Annotated in this window: 17 protein-coding genes; 12 read left to right on the top strand and 5 right to left on the bottom strand. The window is 69.7% G+C overall.

Annotated features, from left to right (window positions below):
* Positions 1-35 precede the first annotated feature (35 nt).
* The 5 genes from trpS to RALTA_RS02285 form a co-directional block, all read right to left on the bottom strand.
* Positions 36-1,073, bottom strand: coding sequence for a tryptophan--tRNA ligase (gene trpS / locus RALTA_RS02305; protein WP_012351799.1), 1,038 nt, complete (start codon positions 1,071-1,073; stop codon positions 36-38).
* Between the two features lie 77 nt (positions 1,074-1,150).
* Positions 1,151-1,984 (bottom strand): 16S rRNA (adenine(1518)-N(6)/adenine(1519)-N(6))-dimethyltransferase RsmA, encoded by an 834-nt coding sequence (gene rsmA / locus RALTA_RS02300; RefSeq protein WP_012351798.1) that lies wholly within the window; start codon positions 1,982-1,984, stop codon positions 1,151-1,153.
* A gap of 17 nt (positions 1,985-2,001) precedes the next feature.
* Positions 2,002-3,090, bottom strand: a complete 1,089-nt coding sequence (gene pdxA / locus RALTA_RS02295) for a 4-hydroxythreonine-4-phosphate dehydrogenase PdxA (protein WP_012351797.1) — start codon at positions 3,088-3,090, stop codon at positions 2,002-2,004.
* A 49-nt stretch (positions 3,091-3,139) separates the two neighbouring features.
* Complete coding sequence (locus tag RALTA_RS02290; RefSeq protein WP_012351796.1) at positions 3,140-4,609, bottom strand: peptidylprolyl isomerase; 1,470 nt, start codon at positions 4,607-4,609, stop codon at positions 3,140-3,142.
* Positions 4,610-4,618: 9 nt separating this feature from the next.
* Positions 4,619-7,060: an LPS-assembly protein LptD gene (locus RALTA_RS02285; RefSeq protein ID WP_012351795.1), complete on the bottom strand. Its 2,442-nt coding sequence runs from the start codon at positions 7,058-7,060 to the stop codon at positions 4,619-4,621.
* Positions 7,061-7,324: 264 nt separating this feature from the next.
* Here RALTA_RS02285 and RALTA_RS02280 point away from each other — a divergent pair, with 264 nt between their 5' ends.
* The 12 genes from RALTA_RS02280 to RALTA_RS02225 all read left to right on the top strand — a co-directional run bounded on the left by RALTA_RS02280 (position 7,325) and on the right by RALTA_RS02225 (position 18,644).
* Entirely contained in the window at positions 7,325-8,359 is a 1,035-nt protein-coding gene (locus tag RALTA_RS02280; RefSeq protein WP_012351794.1) for an aminoglycoside phosphotransferase family protein, read from the top strand.
* A 4-nt stretch (positions 8,360-8,363) separates the two neighbouring features.
* Entirely contained in the window at positions 8,364-9,167 is an 804-nt protein-coding gene (locus RALTA_RS02275) for an AzlC family ABC transporter permease (protein ID WP_012351793.1), read from the top strand.
* On the top strand, positions 9,164-9,490 hold the full coding sequence (locus RALTA_RS02270; RefSeq protein WP_012351792.1) for an AzlD domain-containing protein: 327 nt from the start codon (positions 9,164-9,166) through the stop codon (positions 9,488-9,490). The genes RALTA_RS02275 and RALTA_RS02270 overlap by 4 nt, the downstream gene beginning before the upstream one ends.
* Entirely contained in the window at positions 9,487-10,212 is a 726-nt protein-coding gene (gene murU, locus RALTA_RS02265; RefSeq protein ID WP_012351791.1) for an N-acetylmuramate alpha-1-phosphate uridylyltransferase MurU, read from the top strand. The genes RALTA_RS02270 and murU overlap by 4 nt, the downstream gene beginning before the upstream one ends.
* Positions 10,213-10,294: 82 nt before the next feature.
* Positions 10,295-11,707: an aminopeptidase P N-terminal domain-containing protein gene (locus RALTA_RS02260; protein WP_012351790.1), complete on the top strand. Its 1,413-nt coding sequence runs from the start codon at positions 10,295-10,297 to the stop codon at positions 11,705-11,707.
* Entirely contained in the window at positions 11,704-12,183 is a 480-nt protein-coding gene (locus RALTA_RS02255) for a hypothetical protein (protein WP_012351789.1), read from the top strand. The genes RALTA_RS02260 and RALTA_RS02255 overlap by 4 nt, the downstream gene beginning before the upstream one ends.
* Positions 12,164-13,402, top strand: coding sequence for a UbiH/UbiF/VisC/COQ6 family ubiquinone biosynthesis hydroxylase (locus tag RALTA_RS02250; protein ID WP_012351788.1), 1,239 nt, complete (start codon positions 12,164-12,166; stop codon positions 13,400-13,402). The genes RALTA_RS02255 and RALTA_RS02250 overlap by 20 nt, the downstream gene beginning before the upstream one ends.
* A 322-nt stretch (positions 13,403-13,724) precedes the next feature.
* Positions 13,725-14,786, top strand: coding sequence for a tRNA dihydrouridine synthase DusB (gene dusB, locus RALTA_RS02245; RefSeq protein WP_012351787.1), 1,062 nt, complete (start codon positions 13,725-13,727; stop codon positions 14,784-14,786).
* Positions 14,783-15,016, top strand: a complete 234-nt coding sequence (locus tag RALTA_RS02240) for a Fis family transcriptional regulator (RefSeq protein WP_010813887.1) — start codon at positions 14,783-14,785, stop codon at positions 15,014-15,016. The genes dusB and RALTA_RS02240 overlap by 4 nt, the downstream gene beginning before the upstream one ends.
* A gap of 22 nt (positions 15,017-15,038) precedes the next feature.
* On the top strand, positions 15,039-16,613 hold the full coding sequence (gene purH, locus RALTA_RS02235) for a bifunctional phosphoribosylaminoimidazolecarboxamide formyltransferase/IMP cyclohydrolase (protein ID WP_012351786.1): 1,575 nt from the start codon (positions 15,039-15,041) through the stop codon (positions 16,611-16,613).
* A gap of 154 nt (positions 16,614-16,767) precedes the next feature.
* Positions 16,768-17,313, top strand: coding sequence for a crossover junction endodeoxyribonuclease RuvC (gene ruvC, locus RALTA_RS02230; RefSeq protein ID WP_012351785.1), 546 nt, complete (start codon positions 16,768-16,770; stop codon positions 17,311-17,313).
* Positions 17,314-17,399: 86 nt separating this feature from the next.
* A complete protein-coding gene (locus RALTA_RS02225) occupies positions 17,400-18,644 on the top strand; it encodes a glycerophosphodiester phosphodiesterase (RefSeq protein WP_081479463.1) in 1,245 nt (414 codons plus the stop codon).
* Positions 18,645-18,697: the final 53 nt, after the last annotated feature.

The following is an 18,697-nucleotide window of genomic DNA, read 5'->3' as shown; positions in this document are numbered from 1 at the left end:
GGGAGAGGGAGCAAACCCTCAGCACGTCAGCGTGCTTAGCGGCGTGACTCGAACGAGAACATGCCGAGCGCGTCGCGCACTTCTTCCAGCGTCTGCTGGGTCAGTTCGCGCGCCTTCGCGGTGCCCTGGCGCAGGATGTCGAAGACATAGTCCGGATCCTTGGCCAGCGCTTCGCGGCGCTCGCGGATCGGGGCCAGCATGTCCTGCAGCACGCCCTCGATGCGGCGCTTGAGCACCATGTCGCCGAGCCCGCCGCGCTGGTAGTGTTCCTTCAGCGCCTGGACTTCCTCGGTGTTCGGATCGAACGCATCCAGGTATGTGAACACCACGTTGCCCTCGACCTGGCCGGGATCCGACACGCGCAGGTGGTTGGGGTCGGTGTACATGCTGTGCACCGCGGCCTTGATCTGCTCGGGCGCGGCCCCCAGCGCGATCGCGTTGCCCATCGACTTGCTCATCTTGGCCTTGCCGTCGACGCCGGGCAGGCGGCCGAACTGGGGGATCATCGCCTTGCACTCGGGCAGCACGTCGCGGCCGACCTGGTGGTTGATGCGGCGCACGATTTCGTTGGTCTGCTCGATCAGCGGCGCCTGGTCCTCGCCCACCGGCACCACCTCGGCCTTGAAGCCGGTGATGTCGGCGGCCTGCGAGGCCGGATAGCACAGGAAGCCGGCCGGGATGTCGCGGCCAAAGCCGCGTGCCTGGATCTCTTCCTTGATGGTCGGGTTGCGCTCCAGCCGCGCCACCGTGACGAAGTTCAGGTACATCAGCGTCAGCTCGGCCAGCGCGGGCAGGTGCGACTGCACCGTGATGGTGGTCTTGGCCGGATCGATGCCGACGGCCAGGTAGTCCAGCGCCACCTCCAGCACGTTGCGGCGCACCTTGTCGGGATCGTGCGCGTTGTCGGTCATGGCCTGGGTGTCGGCCAGCAGCAGGTATTGCTCGTGCGAATCCTGCAGCGCGACGCGGCTCTTGAGCGAGCCGACAAAATGGCCGAGGTGCAGCGGGCCGGTGGGACGGTCGCCGGTCAGGATCACGGGACGCCGGTTGGTTTGGCTGGTTTGGGCTGTCATGGGACGGTCTTGCACGGAAATAGTCGCGGGAGAATCGGGATGCTAGCGAATGCGGGAATTTGGCGGGTTCGGGGGCCTCAGGCGGCCTGGCCGGAAGCCTTGTCGCCCAGGCGCCGGGCCAGCTCGACATACTCGCCGACCGGCACCTCCTCGGCGCGCCGGCCCAGGTCGAAGCCCATGGCATCGAAATCGACCTGGTCGCGCAGGAACGACAGCGTGTTGCGCAGCACCTTGCGCCGCTGCGAGAACGCCGCCGTGACCACGTCGCCGAGCACGGTGATGTCGCAATCGGCATGCGGCGAACGCAGCCGGCCGTCGCCGTGGCGCGGCCACGGGATCATGCGGACCACCGCGGAGTCCACCTTCGGCGGCGGATTGAAGGCGCCCGGCGGCACATCGAGCACATGCTCCATGTAGTAGCGCACCTGCAGCATGATCGACAGCCGGCCGAAGGCCTTGCTGCCGGGCTCGGCGACCATGCGCTCCACCACCTCCTTCTGCAGCATGAAATGCTGGTCGTGCACGTGGTCCGCGAACTCCATCAGGTGGAACAGCAGCGGGCTGGAAATGTTGTACGGCAGGTTGCCGACGATGCGCAGCGGACGGCCCGGCACGGCGAGCTTGTCGAAGTCGAAGTCGAGCGCGTCGCCGGCGTGGACCTGCAGGCGCTCGCCATAGCGGCGGCGCAACCGCTCAACCAGGTCGCGGTCCAGTTCGACCACCTGCATCTGCGGGATCCGCTCGAGCAGCGGGTCGGTCAGCGCGCCCAGCCCGGGGCCGATCTCGACCAGCACGTCGCCGGCCTGCGGGCTGATGGCATTGACGATGCCGTGAATGATGGTGTCGTCGACCAGGAAGTTCTGCCCGAATCGTTTGCGGGCCACATGGCCCTGGTGCACGTTAGAACGCATGATGTATTAGTCCGGCGTCAGCATGGCGGCTGCGTGCCGGAAGGGGTATGGCCCGCGGCACCGCCGCCGGGCCGTCGGCCGTTGGCGTGGCCAGACATGATAACCGCCGTGCGGATGGCCTCGATCATGCTGCCGTGCTCGGCCTGGCCGGTGCCGGCGAGGTCGAGCGCGGTGCCATGGTCCACCGACGTGCGGATGAAGGGCAGCCCCAGCGTGATGTTGACGCCGTGGCCGAAGGTGCCGTACTTGAGCGGCGCCAGCCCCTGGTCATGGTACATCGCCAGCACGCAGTCGGCATCGCGCAGGTGGCGCGGCTGGAACAGCGTATCGGCCGGGAACGGCCCGCGCGCGTCGATGCCGGCATCCTTGGCCTGCGCCAGCGCGGGCGCGATGATGTCGATCTCTTCGCGGCCCATGTGGCCGCTTTCGCCGGCGTGCGGGTTCAGGCCCGTAACCAGGATGCGCGGGCGCCCGATGCCGAAGCAGCGGCGCAGGTCGGCATCGATGATCGCCAGCGTCTGCACTAGCAGCGGCACCGACAGCGCATCGGGCACCGCGCGCAGCGGCAGGTGGGTGGTGGCCAGCGCCACGCGCAGCATGGCGTCGTCGTGCGCCGGCTGCGGGCCGGCCAGCATCATCACCACGCGCGCCACGCCGGCGCTTTCGGCAAGGTATTCGGTATGGCCGGTGAAGGGCACGCCGGCGTCGTTGATGGTGCTCTTCTGCACCGGCGCCGTGACCATCGCGGCATAGCGGGGCGCGGCGCCAGCCTGCGACCGGCAGCCTTCTATGGCGGCATCGAGCAGCTTCAGCACATAGGGGCCGTTGCGCGCGTCGAGACGTCCGGCCTCGCACGCCACCGCCAGCGCGATGTCCTCGACCACCACGCCGCCGTCGGCAAGGCGCCGCTCCCAGGCATGGGTGACGCCCAGCGCCTCGGCCCGCTCGGCCAGCAGGCGGGCATCGCCCAGCACATGGAAGCGGTAGGCTCCGCCGTCAAAGCCATGGTTGGCGCCCGCCAGCTGCAGCAGCGCCCCGATAGTGATATCGGGGCCGATGCCGGCGGGTTCTCCGGTGGTAATGGCCAGGGCTAGCGGGTCGGGCATGTCGGCTTGGCGCTGAAAGGCTGACGGGCGGGCGGACGGGAAGCGCGCGTCAGCGCTGCCGGTTGACCCGGTACTCCACGTACGCCTGCGAGCGCAGCTGGCGCACCCAGTCATCATAGGCGGCGCGCAGCTTCTGTTCGCGCACTTCGGCACGAGCGAAGTCGCGCTGCTTCTCCGGCGACAGCTCGGTCTCGCGGCGGTTCAGCACCTGGATCAGGTGCACGCCGAACTGCGTGACCACCGGCTCGGAGATCTCGTTCGGGCGCAGCCGGCTCATGGCCTGCTCGAACTCGGGCACCAGTTCGCCCGGCGAGACCCAGCCGAGGTCGCCGCCGTTCTGCGCCGAGCCGTCCTGCGAAAAGCGCCTGGCCGCGTCGGCAAAGTCGCCGCCGTGGGTGATGCGGTCGCGCAGCGTGCCGAGCTGGCGGCGCGCCTCGGCCTCGGGCATGTTGGGGCCGGTGCGGATCAGGATATGGCGCACCTGGGTCTGAGTGATCTTGCCGGCCGCGGCGGGGCCGGAGGCCGGCGCCGCGCGCTTGGCCACCAGCTTGATCACGTGGAAGCCGGCGGCGCTCTCGATCACCTGTGGCGCCACCCCGCCGGGCTGCAGGTCGACCACGGCATTGGCGAACAGCGCCGGCAGGCGGCCGATTTCGCGGAAGCCCATGGCACCGCCCTGGGCCGCTTCCGGCCCTTCGGAGCTGGCCTGCGCCAGCTGCGCGAAGTCGGCGCCGTCCTGGGCCTGCTTGAGCAGCCCCTCGGCCTTGGCGCGTAGCGCCTGCTTCTGCGCGTCCGAGGCATTCTCGGGCACGCGCACGAGGATCTGCGCCATGTTGTATTCGGTCGGGCCGGCGGCCGCGCCCTGGCCGCCGCGAGCCGCCAGGTAGTTGTCGATCTCGCCGTCGTAGACCTGCACCTTGGAATCGACCTCGCGCTCGCGCAGGCGGATCACCTGCACCTGCTTGCGCAGCTCGTCGCGGTACTTGGTCCAGGTCATGCCGCTGGCCTCGACCCGGCGGCGCAGCTCGGCCGCGTTCATCTGGTTCTGCTGCGCCACCGATTCGATGGCGCGGTCGACTTCCTGGTCGGTCACGCGGATGCCGGCGTCCTGCGCGGCCTGGGTCTGCACGCGCTCCATCACCAGGCGCTCGAGCACCTCGCCCAGCAGGTCGGCGCGCGCGGGCACCGGACGGCCGCCGGCACGCAACTGGCTCTCGATCTCGTCGGCACGGTCAAGCAGTTCGCGCCGCGTGATCACGCTGTTGTTGACCACCGCCACCACTTCGTCGATCAGCTGCGAGCGCTTCTGGCCACCGGCCTGCGGCACGCCCAGCTTGGGCTGGCTGGACGGCGCGGTGACGTCGGACGCCTGCGGCACGAAGATGCCGCTGGCGCGCGCCCCGGGTGCCTTCAGTTGCGCGGCGGCGGGCACCGCCATCGCGGCCAGCACGGCCGGCAGCAGCAGGCGGTGCCAGGACGTCAGCAAAAAGGAAAACACGGCGAATTCTTGACGTTTCATCGTAATCCGTCATTCATAGTGATCGAACTGGGTCGTCGGCACCGGCTTGGCCGAGACCGGCTCGTAGCCTGGCACGTTCAGGCGCAGGATGTTCAACGGGTTGGACCCGATCTTGGAAAGGCCACGGAACTCCACCTGCAGGAAGACCCGCCCGGTGTAGCCCTGGGTGGTGTTGCGGAAACGCTGGTAGACCACGCGGCCAACCCAGCAGTCCGCGGCGTACTCGACGCCGGCCAGCGCATCGACCATCTGGCTGGCGGTCAGGTCGAAGGCGAAGCGCGCGATGCCGTAGGCGCGGCGCGTGATCGGCCACTGGCTCGACACCTCGAACTGGTCGATCGCGGTGTTGTCGGTCACCGAGGTGGGCCGGCGATAGCGGTAGCCGGCGTTGATCACCTTGCGCGACTCGGGGCGGTAGGTAAACGCCACATTGCCGTAGTTGATCCGGTCCGAATCCGGGTTGAACTGCACCCCCGCATCCAGGTAATAGCCGCGGAACAGCTGGATGGTGGTGGCGGCGAGCAGATCCGACGAGCCTGACTTGGGGTCGGCCAGCGTGCCGTTGAGCTGCACGCGCTGCCCGGTGAAGTCATAGCGCTGGGCAATCGTGCCGCGGAAGCGCTCGATGCCGGTATCGGACTCGATCAGCCGCGTGGTCACCCCGCCGGTCAGCTTGTTGTTGTCGGCGATGCGGTCGTAGCCGGTGAACGGGTTCTCGCTGAAGATCTGCCCGTAGCCGAAGTCGGACTGCACCGTGTCGAACAGCGGGAACTGGCTCTGGTCGCGGAACGGCGTGTAGACGTAGAAGAGGCGCGGCTCGAGCGTCTGCACGTAGTTGACCCCGAACAGGCGGCTGATCGTCGGCGCATCGCGCTCGAAGGTCATGCCCGAATCGAGGCTGACGGTCGGGATCGCGCGCGACAGGTTGTTCTGCGCGGTCGGCGTGTTGGTGGCCGCTTCCATCTGGTACTGCGCGGCGCTGAACGACACCTTGGGCGTCACGTACCAGCCGGCGCGCACGATGGGGTAGCTGATGCTCGGCTGGAAATACATGCGCTCGCCCTGCGGCTGCTGGAAGCCGGTGGACGTCAGCGGAATGCGGAAGCGGGTGTAGTCGGCTTCCATCTGCACGTCGAAGCCGCCCAGGTCATAGCGGAGGTACTTGCCGTTCAGCTGCGGCACGCGCTCGTACGATGGTTCGCTGGGGCGCAGGGTCTGGAACTTCTGCACCCGCGCCAGCAGGGTGAAGTCCTGCCAGTTATAGGTGACGCCACCCTCCTGCGTGTACTGCCGCAGCGTCGATTGCGACACGCTGCGGTTGAAGTCGTCCGGGTAGCGGTCATCCGACACCCGGTTCAGGTTCAGGTACGCGGCCAGCCCCGGCGCCAGCCGCTGCGTGTGCTGCAGCGAATAGGCCCAGCGGTTCGAGTTGGTCTTCTTGTCGTCCGGCAGGAACTCGGCGCGCACGCGCCCGGAGTAGCTCTCGCTCAGGTAACGGTACTCGCCCCCCAGCTGCAGGCCGCGCTCGGTCATCAGCCGCGGGTAGATGGTCAGGTCCCGGTTGGGTGCGATATTGACGTAGTACGGCGCGGTCAGGTCGAAACCCGATTTCGAGCTGTAGCCCATCAGCGGCGGCAGGAAACCGCTGCGGCGGTCGTCGTTCAGCGGGAAGCTGAACGCGGGTGCCGCCGCGACCGGCACGCCGAAGAAATTCAGCACGCCGCCGTAGGCCACGCCCACCTGGCGGTCGCTGTCCAGGTCGATCCGGTTCGCGCTGAAATACCAGTCGGCATTGTCGGGCGAGCAGGTGGTGTACGACGCCTGCCGGGCCGTGCTGCGGTTCTGGTCCAGGAAATCGATGCGCTCGGCCTTGCCGGTGCCGCCGGTCTGCTGGAAGTAGTAGTCCGGCGACAGCATGTAGCCTTCGTTGGCCTCGACCTTGAGCCGAGCCTCCGGGCCCACCGCCAGCGTGCCGGCGCGCGACATGCGCACATTGCCCTGCGCGAAGGCTTCGTCGGTGTCCTGGTCGTAGGTGAGCTTGTCGCCCTTGACCACGCCGCCGTCGCGGCGCAGTTCGGCATGGCCTTCCAGTTCGACGCCGCGCTCGCTGTAGCCGGTCATGCGGTCAGCTTCGATAAAGGTGGGCGCGTCGGGATTGGACTCGCCTTTCGCGGCCGGCTCGGCCAGGCGCGGCACCAGTTCGCCGGACTCGACCGGCAGCGGCGGCGCCGGCGGCGCGGCTTCGAAGACCGGCTCGACCTGGTCCAGGTCGGGGATCGCCGAGCCGGTGATCTGCGCCTGGGCGCCGGCCGACAGGCCAGCCATGGCCAGCACCAGCGGGCGCAGCGCGCCTGCGTGCAGGCTGCCGCCGCGCCTGGCTCGGGCCGGGGCGCGGGGAGAAGCAGGCGAAGGCAAGGCCCTGTTGTTCGGTGATCGTTGTGGTTCGGTCATGCGCACGGGTTGTCAGTCTCGGCACGGGCAGCGGCTCGCCTGCAGGCCGCCAGGCCCCCGCCGGGGCAGGCTGCGGGGCAACGCGGCCCCTCCCGGAGGCCACCGGCGCCCCGGTCTGGTCGGGTATTATACGGGGCAACCCGGGGTGCTCTTGCCGCTTACTTCCGGTTTCATTTCCGGTTTCATTCGCGGTGTCATCGAGGGCTTTCACTTTCGTTCCGCCCCCGCGCCCCATCCCCACACGTGCCTCCGACAAGTACCTGTATGGCAGCTCTTCCCCACGACCCGCGCCTGGACCAGCTCAAGGCCTGGGTGGCCGGACTCGGACCGGCATGGTCCGCCGATCCCGATTCCTGCGTCCCGGCTTCGGCCGATGCCAGCTTCCGGCGCTATTTCCGCGTCAGCACCCGGCATCCCGGCCATCCCACCGCGATCGTGATGGACGCCCCGCCCGCGCACGAGGACTGCCGACCGTTCATCCATGTCTGCGCGCTGTTCGGCGCCGCCGGCGTGACCGTGCCGACGGTGCTGGCCCAGGACCTGGATCAGGGCTTCCTGCTGCTGGCCGACCTTGGCAGCCAGACCTACCTGTCGAAGCTGGACGATTCCTCCGCGCCCGGCCTGTACGCCGGCGCCGCCGCCGCGCTGGTGCGCATCCAGGCCGCCACGCGCCCCGGCGAACTGCCCGCCTACGACCGCGCGCTGCTGCAGCGCGAACTCGACCTGTTCCCGCAGTGGTACGTGGCCCGGCATCTTGGCGCGACCCTGAGCGAGGCCCAGCAGGCCGACTGGCACGAAGTGACCGAGGCGCTGCTTGCCAACAACCTCGCCCAGCCGCAGGTCTACGTGCACCGCGACTTCCACTCGCGCAACCTGATGGTGCTCGAAGGCGCCGCCAACCCGGGCGTGCTCGATTTCCAGGACGCGGTGACCGGGCCGATCACCTACGATGCGGTCTCGCTGTGGCGCGATGCCTATATCGAATGGGATGAAGAGCAGCAGCTGGACTGGCTGATCCGCTACTGGGAACGCGCGCGCAAGGCCGCGCTGCCGGTGAACGCCGACTTCGGCGAGTTCTACCGCGACTTCGAGTGGATGGGCCTGCAGCGCCATCTCAAGGTGCTGGGGATCTTCGCCCGCCTGTACCACCGCGACGGCAAGGACGGCTATCTGGCCAACCTGCCGCTGGTGATGAAGTACACCCGCCAGGTCGCCGGACGCTATACCGAACTGCGCAAGCTGATCCGCCTGCTGGACGCGCTCGAAGGCGTGTCCAGCCCGGCCGGCTATACGTTCTGACGCCATGCGCGACGACGCCTCCGGTCCGGACGACAGCGCCGCGCCCGCCATCACCGCCGCCGGCGAATGGCTGGCCGGGGCACGCGCGCTCGCGCCGATGCTGCTGGGCGTGGTGCCGTTCGGGCTGATCTACGGCGTGCTGGCGGTGGGCGCCGGCATGCCCGCGTGGCTGGCCTGCGCAATGAGCGCGATCGTGTTCGGCGGCGCCTCGCAGATGATCCTGACCCAGCTGTGGACTGCGGGCACCCCGGCGGTGGTGATCACGCTGACGGTGGCCATGGTCAACCTGCGCCACGCGCTGTACTCGGCCACCATCGCGCCGACCCTGGCGCACCTGCCGCGGCGCTGGAAGGCACTGATCGCCTACCTGCTGACCGACGAGGCCTTTGCCGCGATGACGCACCGGCTGGGCGACACCGGCCCGCGCGCCCGCTACCGACACTGGTATTACTTTGGCGGCGGCTTCGCGCTGTGGGCCAGCTGGCAGCTGTCGACGCTGGCCGGCGTGCTGGTCGGCGCCCAGGTGCCGCGCCACTGGCCGCTGGACTTTTTCCTGCCGCTGACCTTCATCGGCATCATCGTGCCGGGCCTCAGGCACCGCTCGCATGTCGCCGCCGCGCTCGCCGCCAGCGCGCTGGCGGTGGCCTGCTACAGCCTGCCGCACAAGCTTGGCCTGATGGTGGCCGCGCTCGGCGGCATCGCGGTGGGCATGCTGGTGCTGGGCCGCGGCAACCGACCCGGGCCGCGAGCCGCCAGCCACGCCGCCGATTCTGGCACCGGCGGCGCCGCCGGCAAGGAGGCCGCATGAGCGCGCTGACGCTGCTGTGGGTGTTCCTGGCCGCGGGCCTGGCCACCTTCCTGATCCGCCTGTCGTTTATCGCCGTCGAAGGCCGGGTGCGGCTGCCGTCGTGGTTCCGCACCGCGCTGCAGTTCGTGCCGGCCGCGATGCTGTCGGCGCTGATCGCGCCCGACCTGCTGATGCAGCAGGGCGAACTTGCCCTGACCCCGACCAACGCCAGGCTGGTGGCCGGCGTGGTCGCCATCCTGATTGCCGCACGTACCCGCAGCGTGGGCTGGACCATTGCCGGCGGCATGGCCACGCTGCTTGCCCTGGAGGCCCTGTTCCGATGAAGGTGATGATCTTTGCCGCCGGCCGCGGCGACCGCATGCGCCCGCTGACCGATGCCTGCCCCAAGCCGCTGCTGGCGGTGGGCGGCAAGCCGCTGATCGTGTGGAAGATCGAAGCGCTGGCGCGCGCCGGGCTGCGCGACATCGTCATCAACCACGCCTGGCTGGGCGCGCAGATCGAGGCGGCGCTGGGCGACGGCAGCCGCTTCGGCGTGCGCATCGCCTACTCGGCCGAGGGCGAGGCGCTGGAAACCGCCGGCGGCATCGCCAAGGCCCTGCCGCTGCTGTCGCACGACCCGGTCCGCGGCGAGATCTTCCTGGCGGTGTCCGGCGACATCTTCTGCGACTACGATTTCCGCGCGCTGCTGCCGCGCGCACAGGCGCTGGCGGGCGCGGCCGCGCCGCACATGCACCTGGTGATGGTGCCGAACCCGCCGTTCCATCCGCGCGGGGATTTCGCGCTGGACGACCACGGCCGGCTCTCGCTCGAGGCCGAGCCGGCCAGCGGCGCGCGCCTGACCTTCGGCAATATCGGGCTGTACGACACCCGGCTGTTTACCGATATCGTGCCGGGCACGCGGCTGGCGATGACGCCGATCTACCATGCCGGCATCGCCGCCGGCACCGCCACCGGCGAGCGCTTCGACGGTCGCTGGGAGAACGTCGGCACGCCGGCGCAGCTGGCCGAGCTGGACGCGATGCTGTCGGCCGCACCGGGGCGCTAGCGCGCGCGACTTTGGCGCCACTGGCGCAGCGGCGCCGCCAGCGGCGGTAGAATCGGCCTGATCCCCTTATCAGGCCAGACCAATGTCCGCACCCGATCACGCCCACCTCGCCGCCCTCCTCGCCGCCTGCCGCGATCGCCGCGCCCGTGTGCTGCAGCAACTGCGCGCCGGCGGCGGCGGCGTGGCGATCCTGCCCACGGCGCCGGAAGCCATGCGCAATCGCGACAGCGACTATCCTTACCGGCACGACAGCTATTTCTATTACCTGAGCGGCTTCACCGAGCCCGAAGCGGTGCTGGTGCTGGTGGCCGGCGCGCCAGGCGAGCCGGCCGAGGCCGACCGCAGCATCCTGTTCTGCCGCCCCAAGCATGAAGAGCGCGAGATCTGGGACGGCTTCCGTTTCGGCCCGGAAGGCGCGCGCGCCGCATTCGGCTTCGACGAAGCGCATTCCATCGAAGCCATCGACGCCACGCTGCCGCCGCTGCTGGCCAACCGCGCGCAGATAGCCTACCCGCTGGCGGATTCGATCCGCACCGACATGCAGATGCGACGCTGGCTCGACGCGGTGCGCATGCAAAGCCGCGCCGGCGTGGCCGCGCCGTCGGTGGCGATCGACATCCGCACGCTGCTCGATGAGATGCGCCTGTTCAAGGATGCCGGCGAGCTGGGCATCATGCGCCGCGCCGCGGCGATCTCCGCCGGCGCCCATGTGCGCGCGATGCAGGCCACCCGCGCCGGCCTGCGCGAATACCACCTCGAGGCCGAACTGCTCTATGAATTCCGCCGCCATGGCGCGCAGAGCGTGGCCTACAACTCCATCGTCGCCGCCGGCCCGAATGCCTGCGTGCTGCACTACCGCGCCGGCCCGGCAGAGCTGAAGGACGGCGACCTGTGCCTGATCGACGCCGGCTGCGAGCTGGATGGCTACGCCTCGGACATTACCCGCACTTTCCCGGTCTCGGGCCGCTTCTCGCCGGCGCAGCGCGAACTGTATGACCTGGTAGTGGCCGCGCAACAGGCTGCCATTGACGAGACTCGCGCCGGTGTACCGTACAACGTGCCGCATGACGCCGCCGTGCGCGTGCTGGCCCAGGGCATGCTCGATACCGGCCTGCTCGACCGCAACAAGGAAGGCACCCTCGACGACGTGCTGGCCAGCGGCAGCTACCGCCGCTTCTACATGCACCGCACCGGCCACTGGCTGGGCATGGATGTCCATGACGTGGGCGAGTACCGCGTGGCCAGCCACAGTGGCGAAGGCGAGCGGCCGTGGCGGCCGCTGCAGCCCGGCATGGTGCTGACCATCGAGCCGGGCATCTACGTGCGCCCGGCCGAGGACGTGCCCGAGCGCTACTGGCATATCGGCATCCGCATCGAGGACGACGCCGTGGTCACCGAGGGCGACTGCGAGCTGATCACGCGCGGCGTGCCGGTGCTCGCCGACGAGATCGAAGCGCTGATGCGCGACCGCGCCACCGCGGAGGGCCAGCGATGATCGGCTGGCTGCGCAGGATCCTGCCGGGCCAGGGCGGCGTCGGCGGGCATGCCGGCAGCGCCCGGCGCCACGGTCCGTCCGATCCGTTCATCGTCAACCTGTACGACGACCGCGTGGTGGTGCACCGCCCCGACGGCCAGCGCGAAGAGATCACCTGGAACGTGCTCGAGCGCGTCGTGGTGCGGGTCTCAGACCGCGCGCCATGGGCCGGTACCGCCTGGCTGATCCTGATCGGCGCGCCCGACTCGGGCCAGGGCTGCGTGGTGCCGTTCGACGCCGCCAACCATGCCGCGCTGCTGGAGCAGCTGCGCGCGCTGCCGGGCTTCAACCAGCAGAAACTCGACAACGCGCTGCGCGACGCCGCCGCAGGCAAGTCGCGCTCGGACGCGATCTGCTGGAAGCGCGGCGCCGAATCCCGGCCCGGAACCGATGCAGACCATGCAGGAGCCAGTGACGATGCCGGCCCCGCAGCCTGATTTCGGCGGCCCGGCCGATATCGCCATCGTCGGCGGCGGCCCGGTCGGGCTGGCGCTGGCCTGCCAGCTGTTGCGCACCACCGGCTGGCGCATGGTGCTGGTCGACGCCGCCACGCCGGCGCGCGCGGCTCGCGACCCGCGCGCGATCGCGCTGTCGCACGGCAGCCGCCAGCTGCTGGAGCAGATCGGCGCGTGGCCGGTGCCGGGCAGCCCGATCGAGCATATCCATGTGTCGCAGCGCGGCCGCTTCGGCCATGTCCGCCTGCACCATGACGACTACGGCGTGCCGGCGCTCGGCTACGTGGTGCGCTACGGCGAGCTGTGCAACGTGCTGGAGCGGGCGCTGGCGCAGGCCGCGCAGGCCGCCGGCGAGGGCCGGCTGCGGCGCGCCTTCGAAACCCGCATCGAGCGGATCGAACAGGACCCGGTGCCGCGCGGCGCCGACGTGGCCGATGCCGGCATGGTGCAACTGCAGGGCACGGGTCCCGACGGCCAGGCGGCACGGTTTGCCGCGCGCCTGGCGGTGCAGGCCGAGGGCGGGCTGTTCCATGAGCAGGCCGCGCACCAGGGCCGCGGCGCGCGCACGCGCGACTACCGCCAGACCGCGGTGATCGCCCATGTCACCTGCTCGCGCCCGCAGCCCGGCTGGGCCTGGGAGCGCTTTACCGAGGAAGGCCCGCTGGCGCTGCTGCCGCACGAGGAACACGGCACGCCCGGCTACGCGCTGGTGTGGTGCTGCCCGCCGGAGCAGGCCGCGCGCCGCCTCGCGCTGCCCGAGGCCCAGTTTGCCGCGGAGCTGGGCCGCGCCTTCGGCGACCGCATGGGCCAGTTCGCGCTGGCCGGCAAGCGCCATGCCTTCCCGCTGGGGCTGAACGCCGCCCCGGTCACGGTCAACGGTCGCGTGGTGGCGGTCGGCAATGCCGCCCAGACGCTGCATCCGGTGGCCGGACAGGGGCTGAACCTGGGCCTGCGCGACGCGTTTGCGCTGGCCGACTCGCTGCGCGGCGCCTGCACCCCGCAAGCGCTGCAGGCATTTGCCGGGCGCCACCGCCTCGACCGCGCCGTCACCATCGGCGTGACCGACCTGCTGCCGCGCGTGTTCGGCATTGCCTACCCGCTCGCCGCCCATGCGCGCGGCGCTTCGCTGGCGGCGCTGGCATGCCTGCCGCCGCTGCGGCACGCGCTGGCGCGCCACATGATGTTCGGCATGCGCCGCTGACCAGCCGGCTTGCCGCCGCCAGTGGCGCTTGCGCCACTGGCGGCGGCGTCATGGCGCCACGGTGCTGGCCCCTTGCGCCGCGGATGCTCAAATCTTGGGCAATGGCGACCGATTGGCGGTAGAATTCTGCCCTCGCACATGTCCCGATCCACCGCCGGCCGCAGTTTCGGCAGGGGCATGTTTTTCCGTTTCGTCTCTGTTTCGTTCCCGCCCCGGCGCAGACTGTCCCGATCCGTCGCGGCGCATGTCGTGCGGCGACGCCGGGGCCATCGGGACGGGCCACCAGAACCGCCGCTTCACCGCCACAACCGCCACCACCGCCGTGCAGATCGGACCTCACCAACTCCGCAACAACCTGTTTGTCGCCCCGATGGCGGGCGTGACGGACCGGCCCTTCCGCCAGCTGTGCAAGCAGCTCGGCGCGGGCTACGCGGTGTCGGAGATGGTCGCGTCCAACGCCCAGCTGTGGAAAAGCGAAAAGACCATGCGCCGCGCCAACCACGCCGGCGAGGTCGAGCCCATCGCCGTGCAGATCGCCGGCGCCGAGCCGTCGATGATGGCCGAGGCCGCGCGCTACAACGTCGACCGCGGCGCGCAGATCATCGACATCAACATGGGCTGCCCGGCCAAGAAGGTGTGCAACGTCGCCGCCGGCTCGGCGCTGCTGCAGAACGAGCCGCTGGTGGTGCGCATCGTCGAGGCGGTGGTTGCCGCGGTCGGCGACCGCGTGCCGGTCACGCTGAAGATCCGCACCGGCTGGAACCGCGAGAACCGCAATGCGCTGCGCGTCGCGCAAATGGTCCAGGACGCCGGCATCAGTATGCTGACCATCCATGGCCGCACCCGTGCCGACCTGTACCACGGCGACGCCGAATACGAGACCATTGCCGCGGTCAAGGCAGCGGTGTCGATCCCGGTGGTCGCCAACGGCGACATCACGACGCCGCAGAAGGCAAAGCAGGTGCTGGCGCTGACTGGCGCGGACGCGATCATGATCGGCCGCGCCGCGCAGGGCCGGCCTTGGCTATTCCGTGAAATCGAGCACTTCCTGAAGACCGGCGAGATGCTGCCGTCGCCGGAAGTGGCCGAGATCCGCGCCATCATGAACGCGCACCTGGAAGACCACTACGCCTTCTACGGCGAGTTCACCGGCGTGCGCACCGCGCGCAAGCACATTGCCTGGTACACGCGCGGGCTGCGCGGCGCCAACCTGTTCCGCCACCGCATGAACACGCTGGAAAGCACCGCCGAGCAGCTGGCGGCGGTCAACGCGTTCTTCGACGAGCAGGCGCAGATTTCCGACCGGCTGGTGTATGTCGACGATGCAGGGCCAGACAAAGACGAAGCGAACAACAACAAAAACGGGGAGTTGCTTGCCGCATGAGCCGCAACGCTATCGACCAGTGCATCCGGGAAAGCCTGGACACGTACTTTCGCGACCTGGACGGCGAGGAGCCGTCGAACATGTACAACATGGTGCTCGAGGCGGTCGAACGGCCGCTGCTGGAAGCCGTGATGGTGCGCGCCGAGCGCAACCAGTCGCTGGCGGCCGCCTACCTGGGCATCAATCGCAATACGCTGCGCAAGAAGCTGCAGCAGCACGGTTTACTTTGAATTTGAAGCGTTTCCCACTGCCATGATCAAGCAAGCCCTACTCTCCGTTTCCGACAAGACCGGCATCGTCGAATTCGCGCGCGAACTGAACGCGCTCGGCGTCACGCTGCTTTCCACCGGCGGCACCGCCAAGCTGCTGGCCGACAGCGGCCTGCCCGTGACGGAGGTGGCCGACTACACCGGCTTCCCGGAAATGCTCGACGGCCGCGTCAAGACGCTGCACCCGAAGGTCCACGGCGGCATCCTGGCGCGCCGCGACCTGCCCGAGCACATGGCCGCGCTGGCCGAGCACGATATCCCCACCATCGACCTGCTGGTGGTGAACCTGTACCCGTTCCAGCAGACCGTGGCCAAGGATGACTGCACCCTGCCCGACGCGATCGAGAACATCGACATCGGCGGCCCGACCATGCTGCGCTCGGCGGCCAAGAACCACCGCGACGTGACCGTGATCGTCGATCCGGCCGACTATGCCGTGGTGCTCGGCGAAATGCGCGCCAACGGCAACAGCGTCGGCTACGACACCAATTTCCGCCTGGCCACCAAGGTATTCGCGCACACCGCGCAGTACGACGGCGCCATCACCAACTACCTGACCAGCCTCGGCGCCGACAAGTCGCACCAGGCCCGCAGCGCGTATCCGCAGACGCTGAACCTGGCCTTCGACAAGGTGCAGGAAATGCGCTACGGCGAGAACCCGCACCAGTCGGCGGCGTTCTACCGCGACCTGAAGGCGGTGGACGGCGCGCTGGCCAACTACGTGCAGCTGCAGGGCAAGGAACTGTCGTACAACAACATCGCCGACGCCGATGCCGCATGGGAGTGCGTGAAGTCGTTCGACGCCGCCGCGGCCGCCGCCTGCGTCATCATCAAGCACGCCAACCCGTGCGGCGTGGCGCTGGGCGCCAACGCGCTCGAAGCGTATGACAAGGCCTTCAAGACCGACTCGACTTCGGCCTTCGGCGGCATCATCGCCTTCAACGTGGAACTGGACGAAGCCGCCGCGCAGGCCGTCGCCAAACAATTTGTCGAAGTGCTGATCGCGCCGTCGTTCAGCGCCGCCGCGCGCGCCGTGTTCGCGGCCAAGCAGAACGTGCGCCTGCTCGAGATCCCGCTGGGCAAGGGCATCAACCAGTATGACTTCAAGCGCGTTGGCGGCGGCCTGCTGGTGCAGAGCCCGGACGCCAAGAACGTGCAGCCGTCCGAGTTGCGCGTGGTGACGCGCCGCCACCCGACCCCGAAGGAAATGGACGACCTGATGTTCGCGTGGCGCGTGGCCAAGTTCGTCAAGTCCAACGCCATCGTGTTCTGCGGCGGCGGCATGACGCTGGGCGTGGGCGCAGGCCAGATGAGCCGCGTCGATTCCGCGCGCATCGCCAGCATCAAGGCGCAGAACGCCGGGCTGACCCTGGCGGGCTCGGCGGTGGCGTCGGACGCGTTCTTCCCGTTCCGCGACGGCCTGGACGTGGTGGTCGACGCGGGCGCGACCTGCGTGATCCAGCCGGGCGGTTCGGTGCGCGATGACGAAGTGATCGCCGCCGCCGACGAGCACGGCATCGCGATGGTGCTGACGGGCACGCGGCATTTCCGGCATTAAGCACTCCCGATCCCATCGGGTGGCCCCTCTCCCGCAAGCGGGAGAGGGAGCACACAAGCGTCTTGCAAGCCATCGCTGGCCTTTCCCCAGGCCACGGCGCGAACCCCCGCGCAAAAAGCAATACACTAGCAGCGGCATCCACTCTACCTACCCCATGCGAATCCTAGGCATCGACCCCGGCCTGCGCACCACCGGCTTCGGCGTGATCGAGAAGCAGGGCAACAAGCTGGCCTACATCGCCTCGGGCACGATCAAGAGCGACGGCAACGCCAACCTGCCGGAGCGGCTGAAGACCTTGTACGACGGCATCAGCGAAGTGTCGCGGACCTATGCGCCCGACTGCGCGGCGATCGAGAAGGTCTTCGTCAACGTCAACCCGCAATCCACGCTGCTGCTTGGCCAGGCGCGCGGCGCGGCAATCTGCGGGCTGGTCGGCTACGGGCTGCCGGTGTTCGAATACACCGCGCTGCAACTCAAGGTGGCGGTGGTCGGCTATGGCCGGGCCAACAAGGCGCAGGTGCAGGAAATGGTCACGCGGCTGCTGATGCTGCCCGGCCAGCCCGGCAGCGATGCCGCCGATGCGCTGGGCGTGGCGATCTGCCATGCCAACGGCGGCGATACCCTGGGCACGCTGGCCGGCCTGGCGCCCGACCTGGTGCGCAAGGGCATGCGCGTGCGACGGGGGCGCCTGGTCGGCTGAACACGCCGGCCGCGGCGCTGGCGCTGCCGCAGCCATGCGCGCGCGTCTTTTACAATCGGGCCTTGGCCCCACCACAGGAACGCTGCATGCCTAGCCCGTCCCGACCGTGCGCGCCGCGCCCGCGCGCCAGCTTCGCCCGTGTTGTTGCCGCCTGCCGGCGCTGGCTGCTGCCGGCCGCTGCCGCCGCGGCGTGCGCGGCGCTGGCCGCCGGCTGCGCCACGGCGCCGCGTCCCAAGCGCGCCGCACCGGCGGCGCCACCGGCACCGGCGCCCGCAGCCAGCGCGCCGGCGTCCGCGCCGGCTGCGCAGCCGAAGCCCCTGGTGATCGCGCATCGCGGCGCCAGCGCGCTGCGTCCCGAGCATACGCTGGCCGCCTATGCCAAGGCGATCGAGGACGGCGCCGACGCGATCGAGCCAGACCTGGTCATGACCCGCGACGGCGTGCTGGTGGCGCGCCACGAGAACGACATCACCGGCACCACCAACGTCGCCGAACTGCCGCAGTTCGCCGAGCGCAAGCGCACCAAGGTGATCGACGGCGAGCGCCTGACCGGCTGGTTCACCGAAGACTTCACGCTGGCGGAACTGAAGACGCTGCGCGCGCGCGAGCGCATCCCGCGCCTGCGCCCGGCCAATGCGCGACTGAACGACCAGTTCGAGGTGCCGACCTTTGACGAGATCGTGCGCCTGGCCGAGCAGGCCGCGCTGCGCACCGGCAAACCCGTCGGCATCTATGCCGAACTGAAGCACCCCAGCTACTTCCGCGGCATCGGCTTGCCGCTCGAGGACAAGCTTGCCGCGGCGGTGCGCGCGCAGCCCTACCTGCGCAATGCGCCGGTGTTTATCCAGTGTTTCGAGAGCGGCAGCCTGCGCGCGCTGCGGCGCACGCTGGGCAACGGCTTGCCCAACGTCAAGCTGGTCCAGCTGATCGGCAACCCGCGCAAGGGCCCGGCCGACTGGAAGCTTGCCGGCGACGGCCGCACCTTCGGCGATATGCTGAGCACGACCGGCCTGCGCGAAGTGGCCGCCTACGCCGACGGCATCGGCCCCGAGAAGAGCAGCGTCGTGCCCCGCGACGCGCAGGGCGCCCTGGGCGCGCCGACCGCGGTCGTACAGCAGGCGCACGCCGCCGGCCTGTTCGTCCATCCGTACACCTTCCGCCCGGAAAACAGCTTCCTGCCCAAGGCGCTGCAGAGCGGCGGCGACGAGGCCACGCGCAGCCCGGCGGGGATGGAGCGCGAGGTGCAAGCCTTTGTCGCGGCCGGCATCGACGGCTTCTTTACCGACGACCCGGCGCTGGGCCGGCGCGCCGTCGACACGCCGGCGCGCTGAACCGGCCGGGTGGCCGCCGCGCTACACTGGCGGCCGCCTCTTTCCTGACCTCC

The sequence above is a fragment of the Cupriavidus taiwanensis LMG 19424 genome (assembly GCF_000069785.1).
Classification (GTDB): Bacteria; Pseudomonadota; Gammaproteobacteria; order Burkholderiales; family Burkholderiaceae; genus Cupriavidus; species Cupriavidus taiwanensis.
The sequence above is the reverse complement of the archived record's forward strand: the minus strand, read 5'-3'. Positions and strand labels throughout refer to the sequence as shown.